Source organism: Actinomadura craniellae (assembly GCF_003289645.1).
In the GTDB taxonomy this organism is placed as follows: Bacteria; Actinomycetota; Actinomycetes; order Streptosporangiales; family Streptosporangiaceae; genus Actinomadura_D; species Actinomadura_D craniellae.
In genome coordinates, this window is sequence record NZ_QLYX01000002.1 from 206,761 (window position 1) to 223,184 (window position 16,424).

16 protein-coding genes are annotated in these 16,424 nt (G+C 73.9%); 1 reads left to right on the forward strand and 15 read right to left on the reverse strand.

Annotated elements, in window-relative coordinates; translation table 11 throughout:
• Positions 1–21 precede the first annotated feature (21 nt).
• The 12 genes from DPM19_RS04605 to DPM19_RS04660 form a co-directional block, all read right to left on the reverse strand.
• Positions 22–1,224 (reverse strand): CaiB/BaiF CoA transferase family protein, encoded by a 1,203-nt coding sequence (locus DPM19_RS04605; RefSeq protein ID WP_111863526.1) that lies wholly within the window; start codon positions 1,222–1,224, stop codon positions 22–24.
• Between the two features lie 41 nt (positions 1,225–1,265).
• Entirely contained in the window at positions 1,266–2,129 is an 864-nt protein-coding gene (locus tag DPM19_RS04610) for an IclR family transcriptional regulator (protein ID WP_199484851.1), read from the reverse strand.
• 63 nt (positions 2,130–2,192) lie between these two features.
• Positions 2,193–2,951, reverse strand: coding sequence for an SDR family NAD(P)-dependent oxidoreductase (locus DPM19_RS04615; RefSeq protein WP_111863527.1), 759 nt, complete (start codon positions 2,949–2,951; stop codon positions 2,193–2,195).
• Positions 2,948–3,799 carry an ABC transporter permease gene (locus tag DPM19_RS04620; protein ID WP_111863528.1) on the reverse strand — a complete coding sequence of 284 codons (852 nt, stop codon included), beginning with the start codon at positions 3,797–3,799 and terminating at the stop codon, positions 2,948–2,950. Before DPM19_RS04620 ends, DPM19_RS04615 begins: the two co-directional genes overlap by 4 nt.
• Before the next feature lie 11 nt (positions 3,800–3,810).
• Complete coding sequence (locus DPM19_RS04625) at positions 3,811–4,641, reverse strand: ABC transporter ATP-binding protein (protein WP_111863529.1); 831 nt, start codon at positions 4,639–4,641, stop codon at positions 3,811–3,813.
• A gap of 31 nt (positions 4,642–4,672) precedes the next feature.
• A complete protein-coding gene (locus DPM19_RS04630) occupies positions 4,673–5,782 on the reverse strand; it encodes an ABC transporter substrate-binding protein (RefSeq protein ID WP_111863530.1) in 1,110 nt (369 codons plus the stop codon).
• Positions 5,783–5,813: 31 nt separating this feature from the next.
• Entirely contained in the window at positions 5,814–6,263 is a 450-nt protein-coding gene (locus tag DPM19_RS04635) for a nuclear transport factor 2 family protein (RefSeq protein ID WP_111863531.1), read from the reverse strand.
• A gap of 200 nt (positions 6,264–6,463) precedes the next feature.
• On the reverse strand, positions 6,464–7,735 hold the full coding sequence (locus DPM19_RS04640) for an alkyl sulfatase dimerization domain-containing protein (protein ID WP_111863532.1): 1,272 nt from the start codon (positions 7,733–7,735) through the stop codon (positions 6,464–6,466).
• Between the two features lie 153 nt (positions 7,736–7,888).
• Entirely contained in the window at positions 7,889–8,740 is an 852-nt protein-coding gene (locus DPM19_RS04645; RefSeq protein ID WP_111863533.1) for a DUF72 domain-containing protein, read from the reverse strand.
• Between the two features lie 36 nt (positions 8,741–8,776).
• Positions 8,777–9,646 (reverse strand): ErmE/ErmH/ErmO/ErmR family 23S rRNA (adenine(2058)-N(6))-methyltransferase, encoded by an 870-nt coding sequence (erm, locus tag DPM19_RS04650; RefSeq protein ID WP_111863534.1) that lies wholly within the window; start codon positions 9,644–9,646, stop codon positions 8,777–8,779.
• A 418-nt stretch (positions 9,647–10,064) separates the two neighbouring features.
• Positions 10,065–10,853 carry an aminoglycoside 3'-phosphotransferase gene (locus DPM19_RS04655; RefSeq protein ID WP_199484852.1) on the reverse strand — a complete coding sequence of 263 codons (789 nt, stop codon included), beginning with the start codon at positions 10,851–10,853 and terminating at the stop codon, positions 10,065–10,067.
• An 84-nt stretch (positions 10,854–10,937) separates the two neighbouring features.
• Positions 10,938–11,654, reverse strand: coding sequence for a siderophore-interacting protein (locus DPM19_RS04660; RefSeq protein ID WP_111863536.1), 717 nt, complete (start codon positions 11,652–11,654; stop codon positions 10,938–10,940).
• A gap of 255 nt (positions 11,655–11,909) precedes the next feature.
• Between DPM19_RS04660 and DPM19_RS04665 the strand changes: the two genes are divergently transcribed.
• Positions 11,910–12,782 carry a hypothetical protein gene (locus DPM19_RS04665; protein WP_146778739.1) on the forward strand — a complete coding sequence of 291 codons (873 nt, stop codon included), beginning with the start codon at positions 11,910–11,912 and terminating at the stop codon, positions 12,780–12,782.
• A 108-nt stretch (positions 12,783–12,890) separates the two neighbouring features.
• Here DPM19_RS04665 and bla read toward each other — a convergent pair whose 3' ends face one another.
• The 3 genes from bla to atzF all read right to left on the reverse strand — a co-directional run bounded on the left by bla (position 12,891) and on the right by atzF (position 16,376).
• Positions 12,891–13,805, reverse strand: a complete 915-nt coding sequence (gene bla / locus DPM19_RS04670; RefSeq protein WP_111863904.1) for a class A beta-lactamase — start codon at positions 13,803–13,805, stop codon at positions 12,891–12,893.
• A gap of 219 nt (positions 13,806–14,024) precedes the next feature.
• The gene (locus DPM19_RS04675; RefSeq protein ID WP_146778740.1) at positions 14,025–14,567 is read right to left on the reverse strand and encodes a hypothetical protein; all 543 of its coding nucleotides are present in this window, start codon (positions 14,565–14,567) and stop codon (positions 14,025–14,027) included.
• 120 nt (positions 14,568–14,687) lie between these two features.
• Complete coding sequence (atzF, locus tag DPM19_RS04680) at positions 14,688–16,376, reverse strand: allophanate hydrolase (RefSeq protein ID WP_233509849.1); 1,689 nt, start codon at positions 16,374–16,376, stop codon at positions 14,688–14,690.
• Positions 16,377–16,424 lie beyond the last annotated feature (48 nt).

The window sequence follows — 16,424 nt, forward strand, 5'->3', positions numbered from 1 at the left end:
TGCCTGCTTGCTCGCTCCGGCTCAGCGCACGATCTGCCTTTCCCGTAGTTCCGCCAGTTCGGCGGCATCGAGGCCCAGCTCGCCGGCCAGCACCTGGTCGGTGTCGGCGCCGCGGGCCCGGCCGGTGAAGCGGATGCGCCCGGGGGTCTCCGACATCCGCCACATCACGTTGTGCATGAGCAGCGGGCCGAGGTCGGGGTCCTCGACGGTGGTGAGCATCCCGGTCTCCCGGACGTGCGGGTCCCCGGTCAGGTCCCGGGCGTCGTAGACGGGCGCGACCGCGGCCCCGGCCTCGGTGAACGCGGCGACGACCGCCGCGCGGGTGCGCCCGCCGATCCAGTCGCCGACCAGCTCGTCGAGCAGTTCCACGTGTTCCACGCGGCCCCGGCCGGTGGCGAACCACGGCTCGTCGATCACCTCGGGGTGGCCGACCAGCCGCATCACCCGTTCGGCGATCGGCTGGGCGCTGGTGGACACCGCCAGCCAGTGCCCGTCGGAGGTCCGGTAGGTGTTGCGCGGCGCGTTGTTGGTGGACCGGTTCCCGTGCCGGGTCTCGACGATCCCGAGCTGGTCGTAGACGGTCGGCGACGGGCCGACCGCGGTCATCAGCGGCTCCAGCAGGCTCATGTCGATGACCTGGCCCCGGCCGTCGGCCGACCGCTCCCGGTGATACAGCGCCATCACCGCCGCCGACGACGCGGCGATGCCGCAGACGCTGTCGGCCAGGCCGAAGGCGGGCAGGGTGGGCGGGCCGTCGGGGTCGCCGGTGAGGTGGGCGAACCCGCTCATCGCCTCGGCGAGGGTGCCGAACCCGGGGCGGGCCGCGTACGGGCCCTGCTGCCCGAACCCGGTGATCCGGACGATGACCAGGCCGGGGTTGACCTCGTGCAGCCGGTCGGGGCCGAGCCCCCAGCGTTCCAGCGTGCCGGGCCGGAAGTTCTCGACGAGCACGTCCGACCGTTCCGCCAGGCGCAGCAGCAGTTCGGCGCCCTCCGGCCGGCCCAGGTTCAGGCCGATCGTCCGTTTGTTGCGGGACACCTCCTTCCACCACAGGGGGTGGCCGTCCTTGGACTTGCCGTGCCCGCGCATGGCGTCGCCGGTGGCCGGGTGCTCGACCTTGAGCACGTCCGCGCCGAAGTCCCCGAGGATCTGCGCGCACAGCGGTCCCGCCAGGATCGTCGAGACGTCCAGGACCCGCAGTCCCTGCAATGGCCCGTCCTGCATCGTTTCCCCCGAATCGTGCCGTAGTCGGTCAGTACCCGCCGTCAAGCCGTGCCCTCTCCCACCGGGCGGTGGCCGAGGTCGGCCGAGACCGCGGCGGCCGTCGCGATGACCTGCACGGCCAGCTCGTCGCGGCGGCCGCGGGTGAAGGTGTCCTGCGGCCCGCAGACCGAGATCGAGCCGACGGTCTGCCCCATCGCGCCGTACACGGCCGAGGCGACGCTCGCCGCGCCCGACTGCCGCTCGCCGGAGCTGGCCGCGTAGCCGGACCGCCGGATCCGGGCGATCTCCTCCCGCAGGGTCTCCGCGGAGGTGATCGTCGCGTCGGTGACGCTGTCCAGCCGGTGGCGGACGATGTAGTCGTCCACCTCGGTGTCCGGCAGCGCGGCGAGGATGGCCTTGGAGGACGAACCGGCGTGCAGCGGGTGGCTGGTCCCGAGCGCGACCGACATCCGGATCTCGTGCGACGACAGCACCTGGTCGACGTACACGCGGGACCACCCCTGCCGCAGCGACAGGGTGGCGGTCTCCCCCGTCCGCTCCGACAGGGCCACCAGGTGCCGGTGCGCGATCGTCACGACGTCGAGTTCGCGCATCGCCGCCAGCCCGATGTTCAGGGCGAGCGACCCGAGCCGGTAGACCTTGGTGCCCTCGTCGAACCGCAGGAACTCGCCGGCGACCAGTTCGCGCAGGATCCGGTGCGCGACCGCCTTGGACAGGCCGGTCTCCCGGGCGATCATCGAGACGCCCTGCGCCTCGGCGGACCGGGCGACGGCGTCCATCACCGCCAGCGCCCGGGCGATGCCCGAACGGGGCGGACCCTGCTCTTCTGCCAGGTCATCGATGTCCATGCGAACCTCGTGGGGCGCGGGGCCGGGCTCGGCCGCGGGGGGCGGGAAGTCGGTCATGCGGGCAAGTCAACGGCCATCGCCGGCCGGGCACCACCGATGACACGTCGAATTCGCGGGCGGTCAACGGACGGTGACACCGCCGTCCACGAAGATCGTCTGGCCGGTGGTCATGGCCGCGGCCGGGCCCAGCAGGAAGGCGACGGTGTGCGCGACGTCCTCGGGGCGGGCCATCCGGCCGAGCGGGATGCTGGCCATCTTGTCCCGCATGTAGGCGTCGTCGGCGCGGACGTCGGCCGTCATCGCGGTCGGCACGATCGTCGGTCCGACGGCGTTGACGCGGATGCCGTCCGGGGCCCACTCCAGCGCGAGCACCCGGGCCATGTGCATGACGCCCGCCTTGCTCACGCAGTAGCCGAGGGAGTCGGGGACGGCGACCCGGCCGTTGGTCGAGCCGAGGTTGACCACGCTCGCGCCGTCCGACGCGCGCAGCGCCGGGTGGGCGGCCTGCGACATGCGGAACGTACCGGTCAGGTTGACGTCCACGACGTCGGCGAAGTCGCGTTCGGTCATGGTGGCGGCCGGGCCGCGGCGGACGATCCCGGCGTTGTTCACCAGGTGGTCCAGCCGTCCGTGGGCGGCGAGGACCTCGGCGACCAGGGCCCGGCAGGACTCCGTGGACCGCACGTCCACCCGGTGCCGGGTGTGCCCGGCGCCGGTGAGTTCCGGCAGGTCCCACTCGGCGTCCGGCAGCAGGTCGGCGAGGGCGACGGTGGCGCCGTACCCGGCGAGCGTCGCCGCGATGGCCGCGCCGATGCCCCGGCCCGCGCCCGTCACCAGGGCGACCCGGCCGTCGAGCCGGTGCGCGTCGGGGCCGCTCATGCGCCGATCACCCGGTTGTCCTCGGCCCAGAAGGCGAAGCGCCGCTGGACGGCGCGGATGAGGAAGTGCGCGACGAGACCGAGCAGCGACAGCACGACCAGCACCGCGAACATGCCGGAGATGTCGAAGTTGTAGTTGGTCTGCAGCAGCAGGTACCCGAGCCCTTCCTTGGCGCCGATGAACTCGCCGACGACCGCGCCGAGGATCGCGAACACGATGCCGATGTCCAGCCCGGCGAAGATGAACGGCAGCGCGGTGGGCAGCCGGACCATCCGGAACACCTGGGACCTGCTCGCGCCGAACACCGTCAGCATCTGGATCCGGTCGGCGTCCGCCGAGCGCAGGCCCTCGATCACGTTCACCAGCATCGGGAAGAACGAGATCACCGCGGCCATCACGATCTTGCTGGTGATGCCGAAGCCGAACCAGACGACGAACAGCGGGGCCAGCGCCACCTTCGGAACGGTCTGGAAGGCCACGATGTAGGGCATCAGCGTCCGCTCGACCAGCCGGATCTGCGAGATCAGCGTGCCGAGCACCAGCGCGGTGACGACGCCGATGAGGTAGCCGGCCAGCGACTCCTTCAGGGTGACCCAGAGGTGTCCCCAGAACAGGTCGTCCGAGAGCTGGTCGCCGAGCGAGGCGGCGATCTGGGACGGCCGCGGCAGCACGTACTCCTCGACGCCGAGCGGCCCGAGGAGGTACTCCCAGCCCAGGAGCACGATCACGAAGACCGCGGGCACGAGGGCGAACTCCGGGTTCTCCCGCAGGTCGAGCCGCGGCCTGCGCCGGGTTCCGGTCGTCGGGGCCTTCCCGGGGGCCTTCCCGGAAGCCTTGGTGGTGGTCATGGTCGTCCTCGTCAGTCGATGGCGCCGGCGCCGTTGAAGTGTTCGCGGATCCGCTCGACGTAGACGCCCGCCGCGTCCGAGGACACGATGGAGATGTCCCGCGGGCGGCCCAGCTCGATCGGCACGATCTCGGCGATCCGGCCGGGACGGCTGCTCAGCACGATCACCCGGTCGGACAGGAACACCGCCTCGGAGATCGAGTGGGTGACGAACACGATGGTCTGGCCGCTCTCCCGCCAGATCCGCAGCAACTCCACGTTCATGTGCTCGCGGGTCATCGCGTCGAGCGCGCCGAACGGCTCGTCCATCAGCAGCACCGCCGGGTCGTGGATCAGCGCCCGGCAGATCCCGGCGCGCTGCTGCATGCCGCCGCTCAGCTCGCTCGGGTACTTGTCCTCGAACCCCTCCAGGCCCACCATCTTCAGCAGGTCCCGGGCCCGCTCGCGGTGGGTGGAGGCGTCGAGCCGCTGCACCTCCGCCGGGACCATGACGTTCTGCAGGATGGTCCGCCAGGGCAGCAGGGTCGCCGCCTGGAAGACCATGCCCACCTCGGGGATGGGCTTGAGCACGTCCCGCCCGGCGATCTTGACCGTGCCCTCGCTCCGCGGGATGAGCCCGGCCAGGATCTTCAGCAGGGTGGTCTTGCCGCAGCCGGAGGGGCCCACGACCGAGACGAACTCCCCCCGCCGGACGGTGAAGCCGATGTCGGACAGCGCGTGCGTCGGTTCCGACCGGCGCGGCCGGTAGAACTTCTGCAGCCCGTCGATCTCGATCCACGCCTCCTCGTCCGCGGTGACCGGGGCCGGGGCGGACTGGCGGCGGCCGAGCAGCTTGATGGCCATGGGGCGCTCCTTTCTGTGCGGCGCGGGACCGTCAGCTCGCCGGGTAGGCCTTCGCCTTGGCGACGACGGCGGCGGCGTCGAACTGGTTTGCGCCGGCGAGCAGGGCGGGCTCCCAGACGTCGGGCAGGTTCACCTTTTCGGTGATCTGGCCGGCTCCCTGGGTGTAGGTCTGGGTCTTGTCCCACTCGGCGTCGCTGATCGCGCCCCAGTTCGCGTACGTCTCGGGCTTGCCGGTCGGCGGGACGGCGGTCTTGATCCAGGCGTTGATGACCTTGGTGTCGCCCGGCAGCTGCGCCTTGGCGTCCTTGCCGGCGAGGATCGCCGGGAAGACCTTGTAGCCGATGCTCATCGCGGCCTCGGGGTTGACCGCGGAGAAGAGCATGCCCTTGTAGGCGGCGCGCAGGTAGCGGGTGATCGCGTCCCGGTCCTTGGCCAGGGAGTTCTCCCGGACGGCGAACGTGATCGACCGGATGCCCTGGAACATGTCCGGGTTGGCCAGGTAGTCGAAGGCCGTACCGGAGTTGGTGATCACCTGGTACGCCTGGTCGTACAGGGCCAGGGCGTCGACCTTGCCGCCGTTGATCGCGGCGGCCGCCTGGGCGCCCACGCCGACCGGCACCAGGTCCACGTCCTTCTCCGGGTCGAGCCCGGCGTTGCGGACGAAGGCCCGCGCGTACGGCGCCGAGCCCGAGGCGAGGCTGATGACGCCGATCTTCTTGCCCCGCAGGTCAGCCCCGGTCCTGATCGCGCTGCCCTGCTTGACGGCGATCTTCCAGGGCCAGTTCTGCACCAGCCCGCCGATGGCCTTGATCTTCAGGCCCTTCTGCCGGGCGGCGAGGATCGAGCCCGCGTCGGCGCCGACGATGTCGGCGCTGCCGGAGGCGACCGCCTGGATCGCGGCGACCGAACCGTCGGCGTTGATCGTGGAGACCTCCAGCTTCTCCTCAGCCAGGAAGCCCTGGTCCTTGGCGACGGCGTAGGTGGCGACCTCCTCCTTCGGCGCGTTCACCGCCGAGGAGACGGCGAGGGTGAGCTTGGTGGTGCCGCCGGGGCCCTCACTGTCGTCCGAGCCGCAGGCCGACAGCGCGAAGGCGGTGGTGAGGGCGAGGGTGAGGGCACCCACGCGCAGGGGAAGTTGCATATTCGGCACCTCGTTCGAGCCTGGGGGTTGGTCAGGAGGCGGGGACCCGGGTGATCCCGGCCTCGGGGAGATCGTTGAAGACGTGCTGCTCGGCGATCAGGCCGTCGCGCAGCACGAAGACGTCGGCGTACCGGACACCGGAGAACGCCTCGCCCGCGAGGTCTTCGCCGTAGAGCGTTCCGAGCGAGGTGACGACCCGGTCGGAGCCGTCACCCGGCGCCTCGAAGTAGCGGTCGCGCCGCTTGCGCACCCACCGGTAGTGGCCGGCGGCCGCGGCGGCCATCTGCGGCAGCGAGGTGTGGATCCGGCCGCCCGGGAAGCACAGCCGGGCGTCCGGGGCCAGGAGCAGCGCGGCCTCCGCCAGCCGCCGGTCCTCGCACAGTTGCAGGTAGTGGTCCACCAGGGCGGCGGGAGACCGCTCCTCCGCCGGCCGCCGCTCGGCACCGTGGTCGGCGGAGGACTGCCGCTGAAGGTCTTCCATCGCCCCACTCCCGAATGTTCGGCTCACCGATACGGCGTTCTCTTGAGCGGGACAGTATGGGGTGATGTGCGACATAGTCAATGGGTTGCCCCAAATGACCCATCAAGGAAACGACCAGGAAATATTCTCCCGAGATGCACTCACTATGAGAACAACTTGGCTCGGCAACCATCCCCCGACGGCCGGCTTCGCGGCTCGTCTCAGGTGGGCCCGGAAGGAGCGGCCCCGTCCCCGCCCGCCGCCCGGCGGGACTCCTCGGCGGCCCAGGTGTAGATGCCCGTCGCCATCAGGGAGGGCTCCGCCTCCGCGCGGGCGGCGTAGACCTCGGCGCGGACCTCGTGCAGGCGCGCGTCGCCGGGGTCCGCCTGGACGGCCATCTCGGCCAGGTGGGCGGCCACCCGCAGGTCCCCGGCCGCGGCGGCCCGGCGGGCGGAATCCGCAAGCCGGGCGGCGCCGCCCGCGAGGCCGGCGACGGCGCGGGCCAGGTCGGCGTCCCGGGCGGGCTTGAGGCGGGCCGGGTTGCCGTCGTACCAGCCCCCGTACATCCGCCACAGGTTGCGGACGATGAACTCCGGCTCGTCGTACTTGGCCTGCAGGTAGACGCGGTCGGCCAGGTGCGCGGGAGGCACGACGGCGGACACGACGTCGTCGAGGCGGCACCCCTCGTTCAGCATCGCGAGGGTCTGCTCGACGATGCTCTCCAGCCACTCGGCGGTCTCCAGGAGGGCCTGGGCGACCCGGTCGGCACCGAAGATCGGCACACCGTGCGAGGGCATCATGATCTCGGCGTCGAGGGCGGCCATGCGGCGCAGCGCCTGGGCCCACTCGCGCGGGTAGCGCTGCACCTTCTGCGGGTTGCCGCAGTTGGGCGCGAGCCAGATGAACAGGTCACCGGGCAGCAGCAGCCGGTACTCGGGGACGTAGGCCACCGCGGCGTCGTCGGTCTCCCCCTTGGCGTGGAAGAGCTCGAAGGTGAGCCCGCCCCGGGTGACGGTCATCGCGTCGCGGAAGGTCACGTCCGGCTGCCGGTACCGGGTCGGCCAGCGCAGCCCCGGAAGCCGGAACTGCCGCTGGTTGATCACCGAGTTGTACCCCGCGGTGAGGACGTACCGGTCGAAGCGGTCACGGACCAGCTCGTGCGCGACGACCTGGGGCCGGGAGCCCTCCTCGGCGTCGAAGGGCCCCAGGCCCATCACGTGGTCGATGTGCCCGTGCGAGTAGAACGCCGTGGTCAGCGGGCGGTCCGTCCACTCCCGGACGCCGGCGTGGATCTGCTCGGCGGTCACCGCGTTCCCGGTGTCGAAGAGGATCAGCTCGTCCGCGTTGCGGAACGCGATCACGTTCCCGAACCCGGCCTGCCAGCCGAGCCCGTCGGCGACCTCCACCACCCCGCCGCCGCTCATCCCGGCGTGCGCGATGCTGTCCTCGACCTCGCCGGCCCAGACCCTGTCCGCGTAGTCCCTGATGTCCATGGCGTTACCTCCGTGGCCGGATCACCGGGCCCTGCGGTGCAACCTCGATCGCGAGCGGGCCACCGACGATCATGCGGTTACCTGGACTCTAACCCCACCCGTCCGGCGCGCCGCAAGATCTCCCGGGACGCCTCGCTTCGACGGCTCGGCCGGTCAGAAGAGGGTGAGCGGCTCGGCCGGGAGGGGTTCGGGCAGAGGGTCGACGCCGGGCAGGTAGGCGCGTACGTCGTCGTGGAAGCGGCGGGCGAGGGTGAGCGCCTCGGCGTTGTCGGGAGTGTGGATGAACACGGTCGGTGAGCGGCCCTCGCGGAGCCAGCCGGCGACCGTGCCGATCCAGGGCTGCCAGCCCTCGACGGTGCGGGCCGGGTCGTCCCGGCCGAGGTAGCGGACGATCGGGCGGTCGGTGAGGGCGCGGACCCGGCGCGGCATGCGCGGCTTCTTGGCCCACGCGTCGCGTTCGGCGTCGCTGGTCGGGGGGCTCTGGAAGAGGGCGACGGTGTCGAACGGGACCCACTCGGCGCCGGCGTCGGTGAGGACGCGCTCCAGCATGCGCTCGGCCCGGGCGTCCTCGAAGAACGCGCGGTGCCGGACCTCGACGGCGTACCGGTGCGAGCGCGGCAGGCCGCGGAGGAAGGCCGCCAGGGTGCCGAGGTCGGCGGGGCCGAACGAGCCGGGCAGTTGCACCCAGAGGGCGTGCGCCCGCTGGCCGAGCGGTTCGATCGCCGTCAGGAACGACCGGAGTTCCTCGTCGGCGCCGGTGAGGCAGCGCTCGTGGGTGATCGACTTGGGCAGCTTGGTCAGGAGGCGGAAGTCGGGGTCGGTCTGCCGCGCCCAGGACTCCACCGTGTTCCGGGCCGGTGTCGCGTAGAAGGTGGTGTTGCCCTCCACCGCGTTGCACCAGGTCGCGTAGGCCCGCAGTCGCTCCCTGGGCGGGAGCGGCTGTGGCAGGAGACGCCCCTGCCAGGGCGCATGGGTCCACATCGCGCATCCCACATGAAGCCGCATGGACCCGACGCTACCGAAAGGGGACGCGGCGCGCCGTCAGGCCCGATCCGGCGGGAGGCCGTGCACGACGCGGAAGAGACCGAGCCACTGGTCGGGGTGCACGAAGCCCACCGCGGTCTCCCGGTCGAGGCCGGTGGCGCGGAAGGCCGCGTCCACCCGGCCCTTCGGGAACGCCCGGCGCAGGGAGGCGTGCAGGGAGCCGCCCACCCCGCCGAACCCGACCTCGACGAACCCGCGGTAGTCCGGCAGCGCCGGGTCGGGCAGCAGGCAGGTGCCCCGCCGCTCCAGCCGCAGGATCGCCGAGTCCACGCCGGGCACCGGGCGGAACTTGTCCCGGTCGATCCGTCCTCCCAGCTCCCAGTCGAACCGGGGCCAGCTCTCGACCGTCACCTTGCTCCAGCGGCCGTAGTCGCCGGTGCGCTTGCGCGCGTACTCCAGCTGGGTGACCAGCGTGGCCGACGTCAGCCGGGGCGCCCGCAGGCACCACTCGACGATCTTGGCGGTCACCGAGTAGGGGATGTTGCCGACGACGGCGAACGGCACGCCCGGCGGGCGGCTGCGCAGGAAGTCCCCCAGCACGCACCGGACGTTGGCGAGGTCCCGGCAGCGCGCCCGCTGCCGGGCCGCCATGACCGGGTCGATCTCGTAGGACACCACCTGCCCGGCGCGGGCGGCGAGCGCGGCGGTCAGGCCGCCCTCGCCGCCGCCGACCTCGACGACGAGATCACCGGAGCCGGTCCGGGCGGCCCGCACGATCCGCTGGATCGTGGGGCGGTCATGCAGGAAGTTCTGCGACAGGGCGCGCCGGTTCCGGCCGCGGCCGGGAGGCCCGCCGCCGCGCCGTCCCGCACCGCCCGGGTTGCGGTGGCCGTGGTCGCCGAACTGGATTCGTGGGTTGTACGTCATGGACGCCGTCCTTCGCTACCGGCCTCGGGGCCGGGCGGACGGGCGGCACGGGTGTTCTCGCCGGAGTCGGCACGAGCACGGGATCAGTGGTCGTGCGGAGAGCGCGGCGCGTTCCGTGGGCCCGTCCGAGATGGTCGATGGGCACTCGGCGGCCCCGGACCGCGAAAGGCGGCGGACATCTGCGGGCACGACGGCCCGCGACGCCGTGTCAGGACGTCAGGCGATCTTCAAGGAAGCGGTGCGGATCAGATGTCGGCGCGGCCCGTCAGGTCCAGGGCAGGGCGCCGCCCGCGCGGACGTCGGTAGTCCACGGCGCGGGTGGTCACCCCGGTGACCACCCGGCTCACGATCGCGTTCACGCACATGCCCCGCACATTACGCGCGGTCCCCTGACCCGGCCAATCCATTTTCCGGCCGGTCACGGCCCCAGGTCCGCCAGCAGCCGGTAGTAGCGGGTGCGCTCCGGATCCGGCTCGACGCCGTAGGCGGCCAGCAGTGGTTCCTCCCAGCCGGGGCCGTAGTTCCACCCGGTGCTCCAGGTGGCGACCGCCAGATCGGCCCACCGGTCGGCGACGCCGAGCGTACCGAGGTCGACGTGCCCGGACCACCGCCCGTCGCCGTCCAGCAGGGTGTTCGGCGCGCAGGTGTCGCCGTGGCAGACCACGAGCGCGTCGGGTGGCGGGGCGTCCGCGAGCACGGCCAGGGCCTCGTCCACCCCGGCCAGGTGGCGGTGGTCCGCGTGCCAGCCGCGCGGGTCGATCAGCCCCGCGGACGCGCGGCGGCGGGCGTCCGCCAGCCGTTCCCCGGCCGACCAGGTGAACGGGCACTCCGCCACCGGCAGGGCGTCGTGGAACGCCCGCAGGCCCGCCCCGATCGCGGCGACCGCCGTCGCCGGGTCCGCCAGCCACCGCTCGGCGACCGCGTTCTCCCCCGGCAGGCCCGCGGTGACCAGCCAGTCGCCGTCCGCGCCGGAGCCCAGTTCCAGCACCTCGGGAACCGGAGTGAACGCCCTCGCCCAGCGCAGCCGGGCCGCCTCGGCGGCCAGTTCGAGGACGCCGCCGGCCGGCGCCCACTTCACGAACCACCGGCCGGGCCCCTCCCCCACCTGGAAGGTCAGCCCGCCGGCCTCGTTCTCCCAGACCGCCCGCACCGGACGCCCCGCCGCCGCCCGCAGGACGGGCACGGGCACGGAGACATCGTCGAACACGGCTCCACGATGCCACGCGCGGTCGCTGGAGGGCCCGCGCGGCATCACGGTCGACAAGTCCGGCCCGGCGGGTCGGGGCGGTGTCTAGTCCAGTCCCCGCTTGCCGGGGGCCCAGAAGGCCTTGACCCTGATCGCGGTGCGCGGCCAGCCGCGTTCGCGGACGAGGTGGTGGCGCGCGGCCTGGCAGGCGCGGGCCTCGCCGGCGACGTAGGCGACGCCGGGCCCGTCGGGGAGGTCCAGTGCCCGGACGCCGCGGAGCAGGGTGTCCGTGTCCGTGGCTCCGTTCCGGTACGCCCAGGTCAGCTCGCGGGGCAGCGGCAGTTGGTCGGCGGGGTCGGAGACGGCGACGCAGCTGTGGACCTGGGCGGTGCCGGGCACGTCGCGGAGCATGGCTCCGAACGCCACCGAGGCCGTCTCGTCGCCCACGAACAGGTGGAAGGGCGCGTCCGGCCGGAGGACGAGCCTGCCCTCCGGCCGGGTCAGCGCGATCGGCAGGCCGGTGTCCGCGCGCCGGGACCACAGCGCGCCGGGGCCCGCTCCGTCGTGGTCCAGGATGCACAGGTCCAGGTGGCCATCCGGGTCGTAGGCCCAGACGGAGTAGCTGCGGAGCACGTCCCGGAGGCCGCGCAGCCAGGTCTGCGGGGACCCCAGGTCCCCGACCTTCAGCCGGACGTTCTGGCCGGGGACCCAGGCGAGGTCCCGCAGGGCCGGACCGGCGATCCGGACGCGGCGCATCCGCCGGGTGAGGTGTTCGACTTCGGTGACCGTGCCGGGCAGCAGGATCCGGTCCAGGAGGCTCATCGGGCGACCTCCGGAGGCGTCTGGTTGCTCATGCGGCAACTATCAAGGTTCATGTGCACCTGAAGTCAAGCGTGACCATCGGTGCACGGCCGGCGGGTTCGGGCCGCCCGTGCACGTCCCTCGGTGCCGGGAGGGCGTCGACCTGCTGGCCCAGCACCATGGCGGCCACCGGGGCGCTACGAATCCTTCGAAATCGACTCCCCTGGGCCGGCACGGCGGCGTCCAGGACGTACCGGCTTCGTTAGGTTGGGGTGGATGCGGCGCGACGATCTCCCCGATGGCGGGTTGCGGCTGGGCCTGGACGCGCCGGCGCGCCCGCGGCTGCGGGTCGAGGTCGCCGGGCGCGACCGGTTCCGGGTGTGGCAGGAGACGCGGCCGGTGCTGCTGGGCAAGGTCGCCCGGGGGAACTACGGCGTCCACTACCTGCGGCTGCCCGGGTACGTCCCGGTGCTGCCGCCGATCACCGCGGCGGTGGCGCGGGCGGCGCCGTCCTGGCCGCACCGGTACGCGACCTGGCTGTCCGGCGGGGCGGGCCCGCTGCACACCGGCTGGTGGGCGCTGCGGCCCTGGCGGCCGTCGTGGGCGGAGGCCGTCTGGCGGCACGAGCTCGCCGCCGACCCGGCGGGGTACCTGGACTGGTGTGCCGGCTGGCAGGGTGTGCTGCCGATGCGGCCGCCGCCCGGTACGGAGCAGGGCAGGGTGAAGGCGTACCGCAAGCTCGCCCGCGAGGGTGTGCTGCCGCCGCTGCTGCTGTGGTGGGTCAGCGGCCTGGACGGCTGGCTCCTGCTGGACGGGCACGCCCGGCTGGCCGCCGCGCTCGCGGAGGAGGTCCTCCCGCCCGCGCTGGAACTGTCCCTCGCCCCCTCCCCCGGGCAGATCGACGAGCGGATCGGCCACGTGACGCGGAACGAGTCCGTCATCGCGGCTCGGCTGGAACGCGACCGCGGGGCCGGCCGTCCCGGTGTGGACGGCGCCGCCCGAGCCCGGCAGTGGCACTTCGGGGCGGTGTACGCGGGTGTCCCCGCCGAACGTGAGCGGACCCGGGCCTGGCCGCTGCCCGGCGGTGTGCCCGCCTGGGCGGAAGCGGCCGCCGCGGCGCCGCCGGGGTGGGCGGCCGATCCCGGCTGACGCCCGTCCGCCTCCCTGCCGCCCGGGAGCCGGAGCACCGGCCCGGGAGATGCCGGGCCGGGCCGCGAACACCCGAGGTCGCCCTCCGGCGGTGGAAGGCGCCGCGGGTCAGGAGATTCGGCCCAGCCCGCGGGCCAGCAGGGACGCGGTCCGCGCGAGAACACGGTCGTCCACCGTGCCACCCGGCGCGGTGCGGTAGGTGTAGATCGCGATGACCACCGGTGCACCGGACGGCGGCCAGGCGATCGCGATGTCGCTCGCGGTCGGGTGGGCGCCGCCGCCCGTGCCCGTCTTGTCGCCGACGGTCCAGCCGGCGGGCAGCCCGGCGCGGATGCGGGCGGCACCGGTGGTGGCGGCCCGCAACCAGCCGACCAGCCGCTGCCGGTCCTGCGGGACGAGGGCGGGGCCCAGGGTGAGCCGGTGGAGGTCGCGGGCCATGAGGGCGGGCGTGATGGTGTCGCGCCGCTCGCCGGGACGCCAGACGTTGAGCTCGGTCTCCCAGCGGTCCAGCCGCCCGGCCGGGTCACCGAGCGAGCGGTAGTAACGCGTCATTCCCGGCGGGCCGCCGATCTGCTCGAGCAGCACGTTCGCCGCCGTGTTGTCGCTGGTGGTGATGGTCGCGTGGCACAGTTGTGCGGCGGTCATCCCGCCCTCGACGTTCTTCCGGAGGCCGGTGATCGGCGAGTGGGCGACCAGGTCGTCCTTCGTCCACCGCAGCGTCCGTTCCAGCAGGCCCGGGTCGGCCGTGCGCGCCCTGGCGAGGATCGCGCCGCACAGGATCGCCTTGAAGGTGGAGTTGCCGGGAAAGCGCTCGTGCTCGCGGTGGCCGACGGTCCTTCCGGTGCCCGTGTCGAGCGCGAACGCCCCGATGCGCCCCTGGAAGGAAGCCTCCAACCGGCGCAGCTCCGCGCGGACGTCGACCGCCCCGCGGAGCGTCGGCGCGCCGGCGGTACCGGTTTCGGGCCGCGTCGCATGCTCGCCGGTCGCCGCCGGCCCCCCGCCGCAGGCGCTCACAACGAACATGATGGAGATCACCAGTGCGGAGACCCTCCGGCTCCCCCGGGAGCCGAGCCGCCTTCCCGCCTTCACGTCCGCGTTCCTGGTCCCCATGGGAGACCAGGAGACCAGAGGGCGTTCGGAGCTGTCGAATCGTGCGCGCAGCGGACGGACCGGCGTCCTCGGCGGCACGTCACCTGCGAGGCGAACCCCGCCGGGGCTCCGGGCCCACGGGAAGCCGCCGCCTCACGGCTCGCCCTGCCTCCCGGCGTACTGGCGGACCTGGAGCATGGCCGCCGCTCCCGAGGCCAGCGCCCCGACTCCCGCCAGGACCGCGCCGAGCGCGGCGATCCACGCGGCGCCCGTCCCGCTCGCCGGGGGCGGGCCCGCCTGGGTGACGGTGACCGTCGGCCCGGGCCTGGGGTCACCGCCCGATGGGACGGGCTCCGGGCTCGGCACGGGGCTCGGCGACGACCCCGAGGGAGCGGGGGACGAGATCAGGGGCAGGGGGTCGGAGGGGTCGTCGGACGCCGTCGCCACGACGAGGAACGCCAGGATCAGGAGGACCAGCGCCACGAAGGCGGCCGCGGCGCATCCCCAGAGCCATCGGGTCTGTCCCACGGGCGCGGCCGGGCCCGCCCCGTACGGCCCGGGGGGCCCGTACGGGCCGTGGCCGCCCGGCGCGGGAACGGCACCGGGCGGCCGGTCGCGTCGGAGGATCACCCCTGCGAGGCCGATGCCGACCGCCCCGACCGATGCGGCGACCAGCGCCGCGATGAGAGCACCCACCGCACCGACGGTAGAACCCGTCACCGCGCGTAGAGGCCGAATGGCTGGTTGTGGCCATCTTGTGCGGTGGACGCCGCCCGCCGGCCGGCCCGTCCCGGGACGCCGGCGGCCGCCGGGCCGTCATCGGGTGGCGAGGTAGGCGCGCCAGCCGCCGTGGGCGGAGATGTCGGCGGCGCCGATGACGGCGTGCGGTTCGCACAGGAAACCGGTGGCGGTGGTGCCGTCGTCGAGCAGGAGCCGGCCGAGGGCCATCGGTTCGGGGAGTTCGGCCAGGAACGTCCCCAGCGCGGCGGGTGGCAGCAGCCACAGCTCGCCCTCGATGGAGTGCCCGCCGGTGGCGACGCGGACCAGGCCGGGTTTGGCGGGGGTGGTCGGCAGGGCGTACATCCGGTAGCGGGGGGCGGTGCGGACCGGGCCGGACAGCCGGGCGCCGCGGGCGGTGAGCTGGTGGTTGAGCGGGCCGCCCGACAGGTGGGCGCCGACCACCACCAGCGGCAGGGCGGGCGCCGCCGGGGGGACGGGCGGGGCGGGGTGCAGCAGCCGGGCGATGTCGGCGACGGCGTGGTCGGCGAACGCCCGGCCGAGCACGGTCACCCCGAACCCGTCCTCGCCGGGCACCGCCAGCGCGCACAGGTCGAGCGGGTTGACGAAGTTGGTGTAGGCGCCGAGCCCGCTGTTCACGCCGATCGGGTCGGCGGCGACCGCGGCGATCGCGGGGTGTTCGGGGGCGGTGGGCAGCAGCAGCGCGTCGGCACCGTCCAGCGCGGCCAGCGCCCGGGCGCGCAGCCGGTCCAGCCGCTCGGTGTCGGCGACCAGCGCGGCCGCGGTGATCGACCCGGCGGCGCCGATGATGGCGCGCACGCTGGGGTCCACCTCGCCGGGATGCTCGTCGATGAAGTGCCCGACAGCGGCGTACCGCTCGGCCGCGAACGCCCCGTCGTAGAGCAGGGGCGCCGCCGCCAGGAACGGCTCGACGTCGATCGGGACCAGTTCGGCGCCCGCCTCGGCCAGCCGCCGGAGCGTCCGGTCGAACGCGGCCGCCCACGGCTCCGCCAGCCCCGGGGGCGTCGTGTCGGGGACGGCCACCCGGGGGCGGGGCGGGGCGGCCAGGGGGGCGTCGGCGGGCCAGGTGCGCGAGCGCGGGTCGGCGGGGTCGGGGCCGGTCATCAGGTGGGCGGCGGCCTGGGCGTCGGCGACCGTGCGGGCGAACACGCTGACGCAGTCGAAGGACCGGGCCGCGGGCACGACCCCGGCGGTGGGGATGAGCCCGAGGGTGGGTTTGAGGCCGACGATGTCCTGGAACGCGGCGGGCACCCGGCCGGAGCCGGCGGTGTCGGTGCCCAGCGCGAGGTCGGCGATGCCGAGGGCGACCACGACGGCGGACCCGGAGCTGGACCCGCCCGAGACCAGGGCGGGGTCGCGCACCGACCCGGTCACCCCGTACGGGGTGCGGGTGCCGACCAGCCCGGTGGCGAACTGGTCCATGTTGGTCTTGCCGAGCACGACCGCCCCGGCGGCCCGCAGCCGGGCGACGGCGGGCGCGTCGGCCGCCGGGTGGTAGGCGTAGGCGGGGCAGCCGGCCGTGGTGGGCAGCCCGGCGACGTCGATGTTGTCCTTGACCGCGACGACCGTGCCGGCCAGCGGCAGGTCCTCGCCCGCCGCCGCCCGGGCGTCGATCAGCTCGGCCTCCGCCAGCGCGTCGGCCTCGGAACGCAGCGTGATCCACGCCTCGGGGCGGCCGGCCTCGGCGATCCGGGCGTACGCGCCGCGGACCCGGTCGGCGGCCCGCAGTCGATCATGGGTGGGCACGGAACCTCCAGCGAGTTCGGGGTGGGAACCGGACGTGTCCGGCCGAGA

Bases quoted from the DNA above. Each gene is read 5' to 3' on its own strand.
- DPM19_RS04615 (WP_111863527.1), bottom strand. From the start codon at position 2,951: ATGAGCGGCCCCGACGCGCACCGGCTCGACGGCCGGGTCGCCCTGGTG.
- DPM19_RS04630 (WP_111863530.1), bottom strand. From the start codon at position 5,782: ATGCAACTTCCCCTGCGCGTGGGTGCCCTCACCCTCGCCCTCACCACC.
- DPM19_RS04640 (WP_111863532.1), bottom strand. From the start codon at position 7,735: ATGGACATCAGGGACTACGCGGACAGGGTCTGGGCCGGCGAGGTCGAG.
- DPM19_RS04620 (WP_111863528.1), bottom strand. From the start codon at position 3,799: ATGACCACCACCAAGGCTTCCGGGAAGGCCCCCGGGAAGGCCCCGACG.
- DPM19_RS04660 (WP_111863536.1), bottom strand. From the start codon at position 11,654: ATGAGCCTCCTGGACCGGATCCTGCTGCCCGGCACGGTCACCGAAGTC.
- DPM19_RS04625 (WP_111863529.1), bottom strand. From the start codon at position 4,641: ATGGCCATCAAGCTGCTCGGCCGCCGCCAGTCCGCCCCGGCCCCGGTC.
- DPM19_RS04665 (WP_146778739.1), top strand. From the start codon at position 11,910: ATGCGGCGCGACGATCTCCCCGATGGCGGGTTGCGGCTGGGCCTGGAC.
- bla (WP_111863904.1), bottom strand. From the start codon at position 13,805: ATGTTCGTTGTGAGCGCCTGCGGCGGGGGGCCGGCGGCGACCGGCGAG.
- DPM19_RS04635 (WP_111863531.1), bottom strand. From the start codon at position 6,263: ATGGAAGACCTTCAGCGGCAGTCCTCCGCCGACCACGGTGCCGAGCGG.
- DPM19_RS04605 (WP_111863526.1), bottom strand. From the start codon at position 1,224: ATGCAGGACGGGCCATTGCAGGGACTGCGGGTCCTGGACGTCTCGACG.
- DPM19_RS04610 (WP_199484851.1), bottom strand. From the start codon at position 2,129: ATGACCGACTTCCCGCCCCCCGCGGCCGAGCCCGGCCCCGCGCCCCAC.
- DPM19_RS04645 (WP_111863533.1), bottom strand. From the start codon at position 8,740: ATGCGGCTTCATGTGGGATGCGCGATGTGGACCCATGCGCCCTGGCAG.
- erm (WP_111863534.1), bottom strand. From the start codon at position 9,646: ATGACGTACAACCCACGAATCCAGTTCGGCGACCACGGCCACCGCAAC.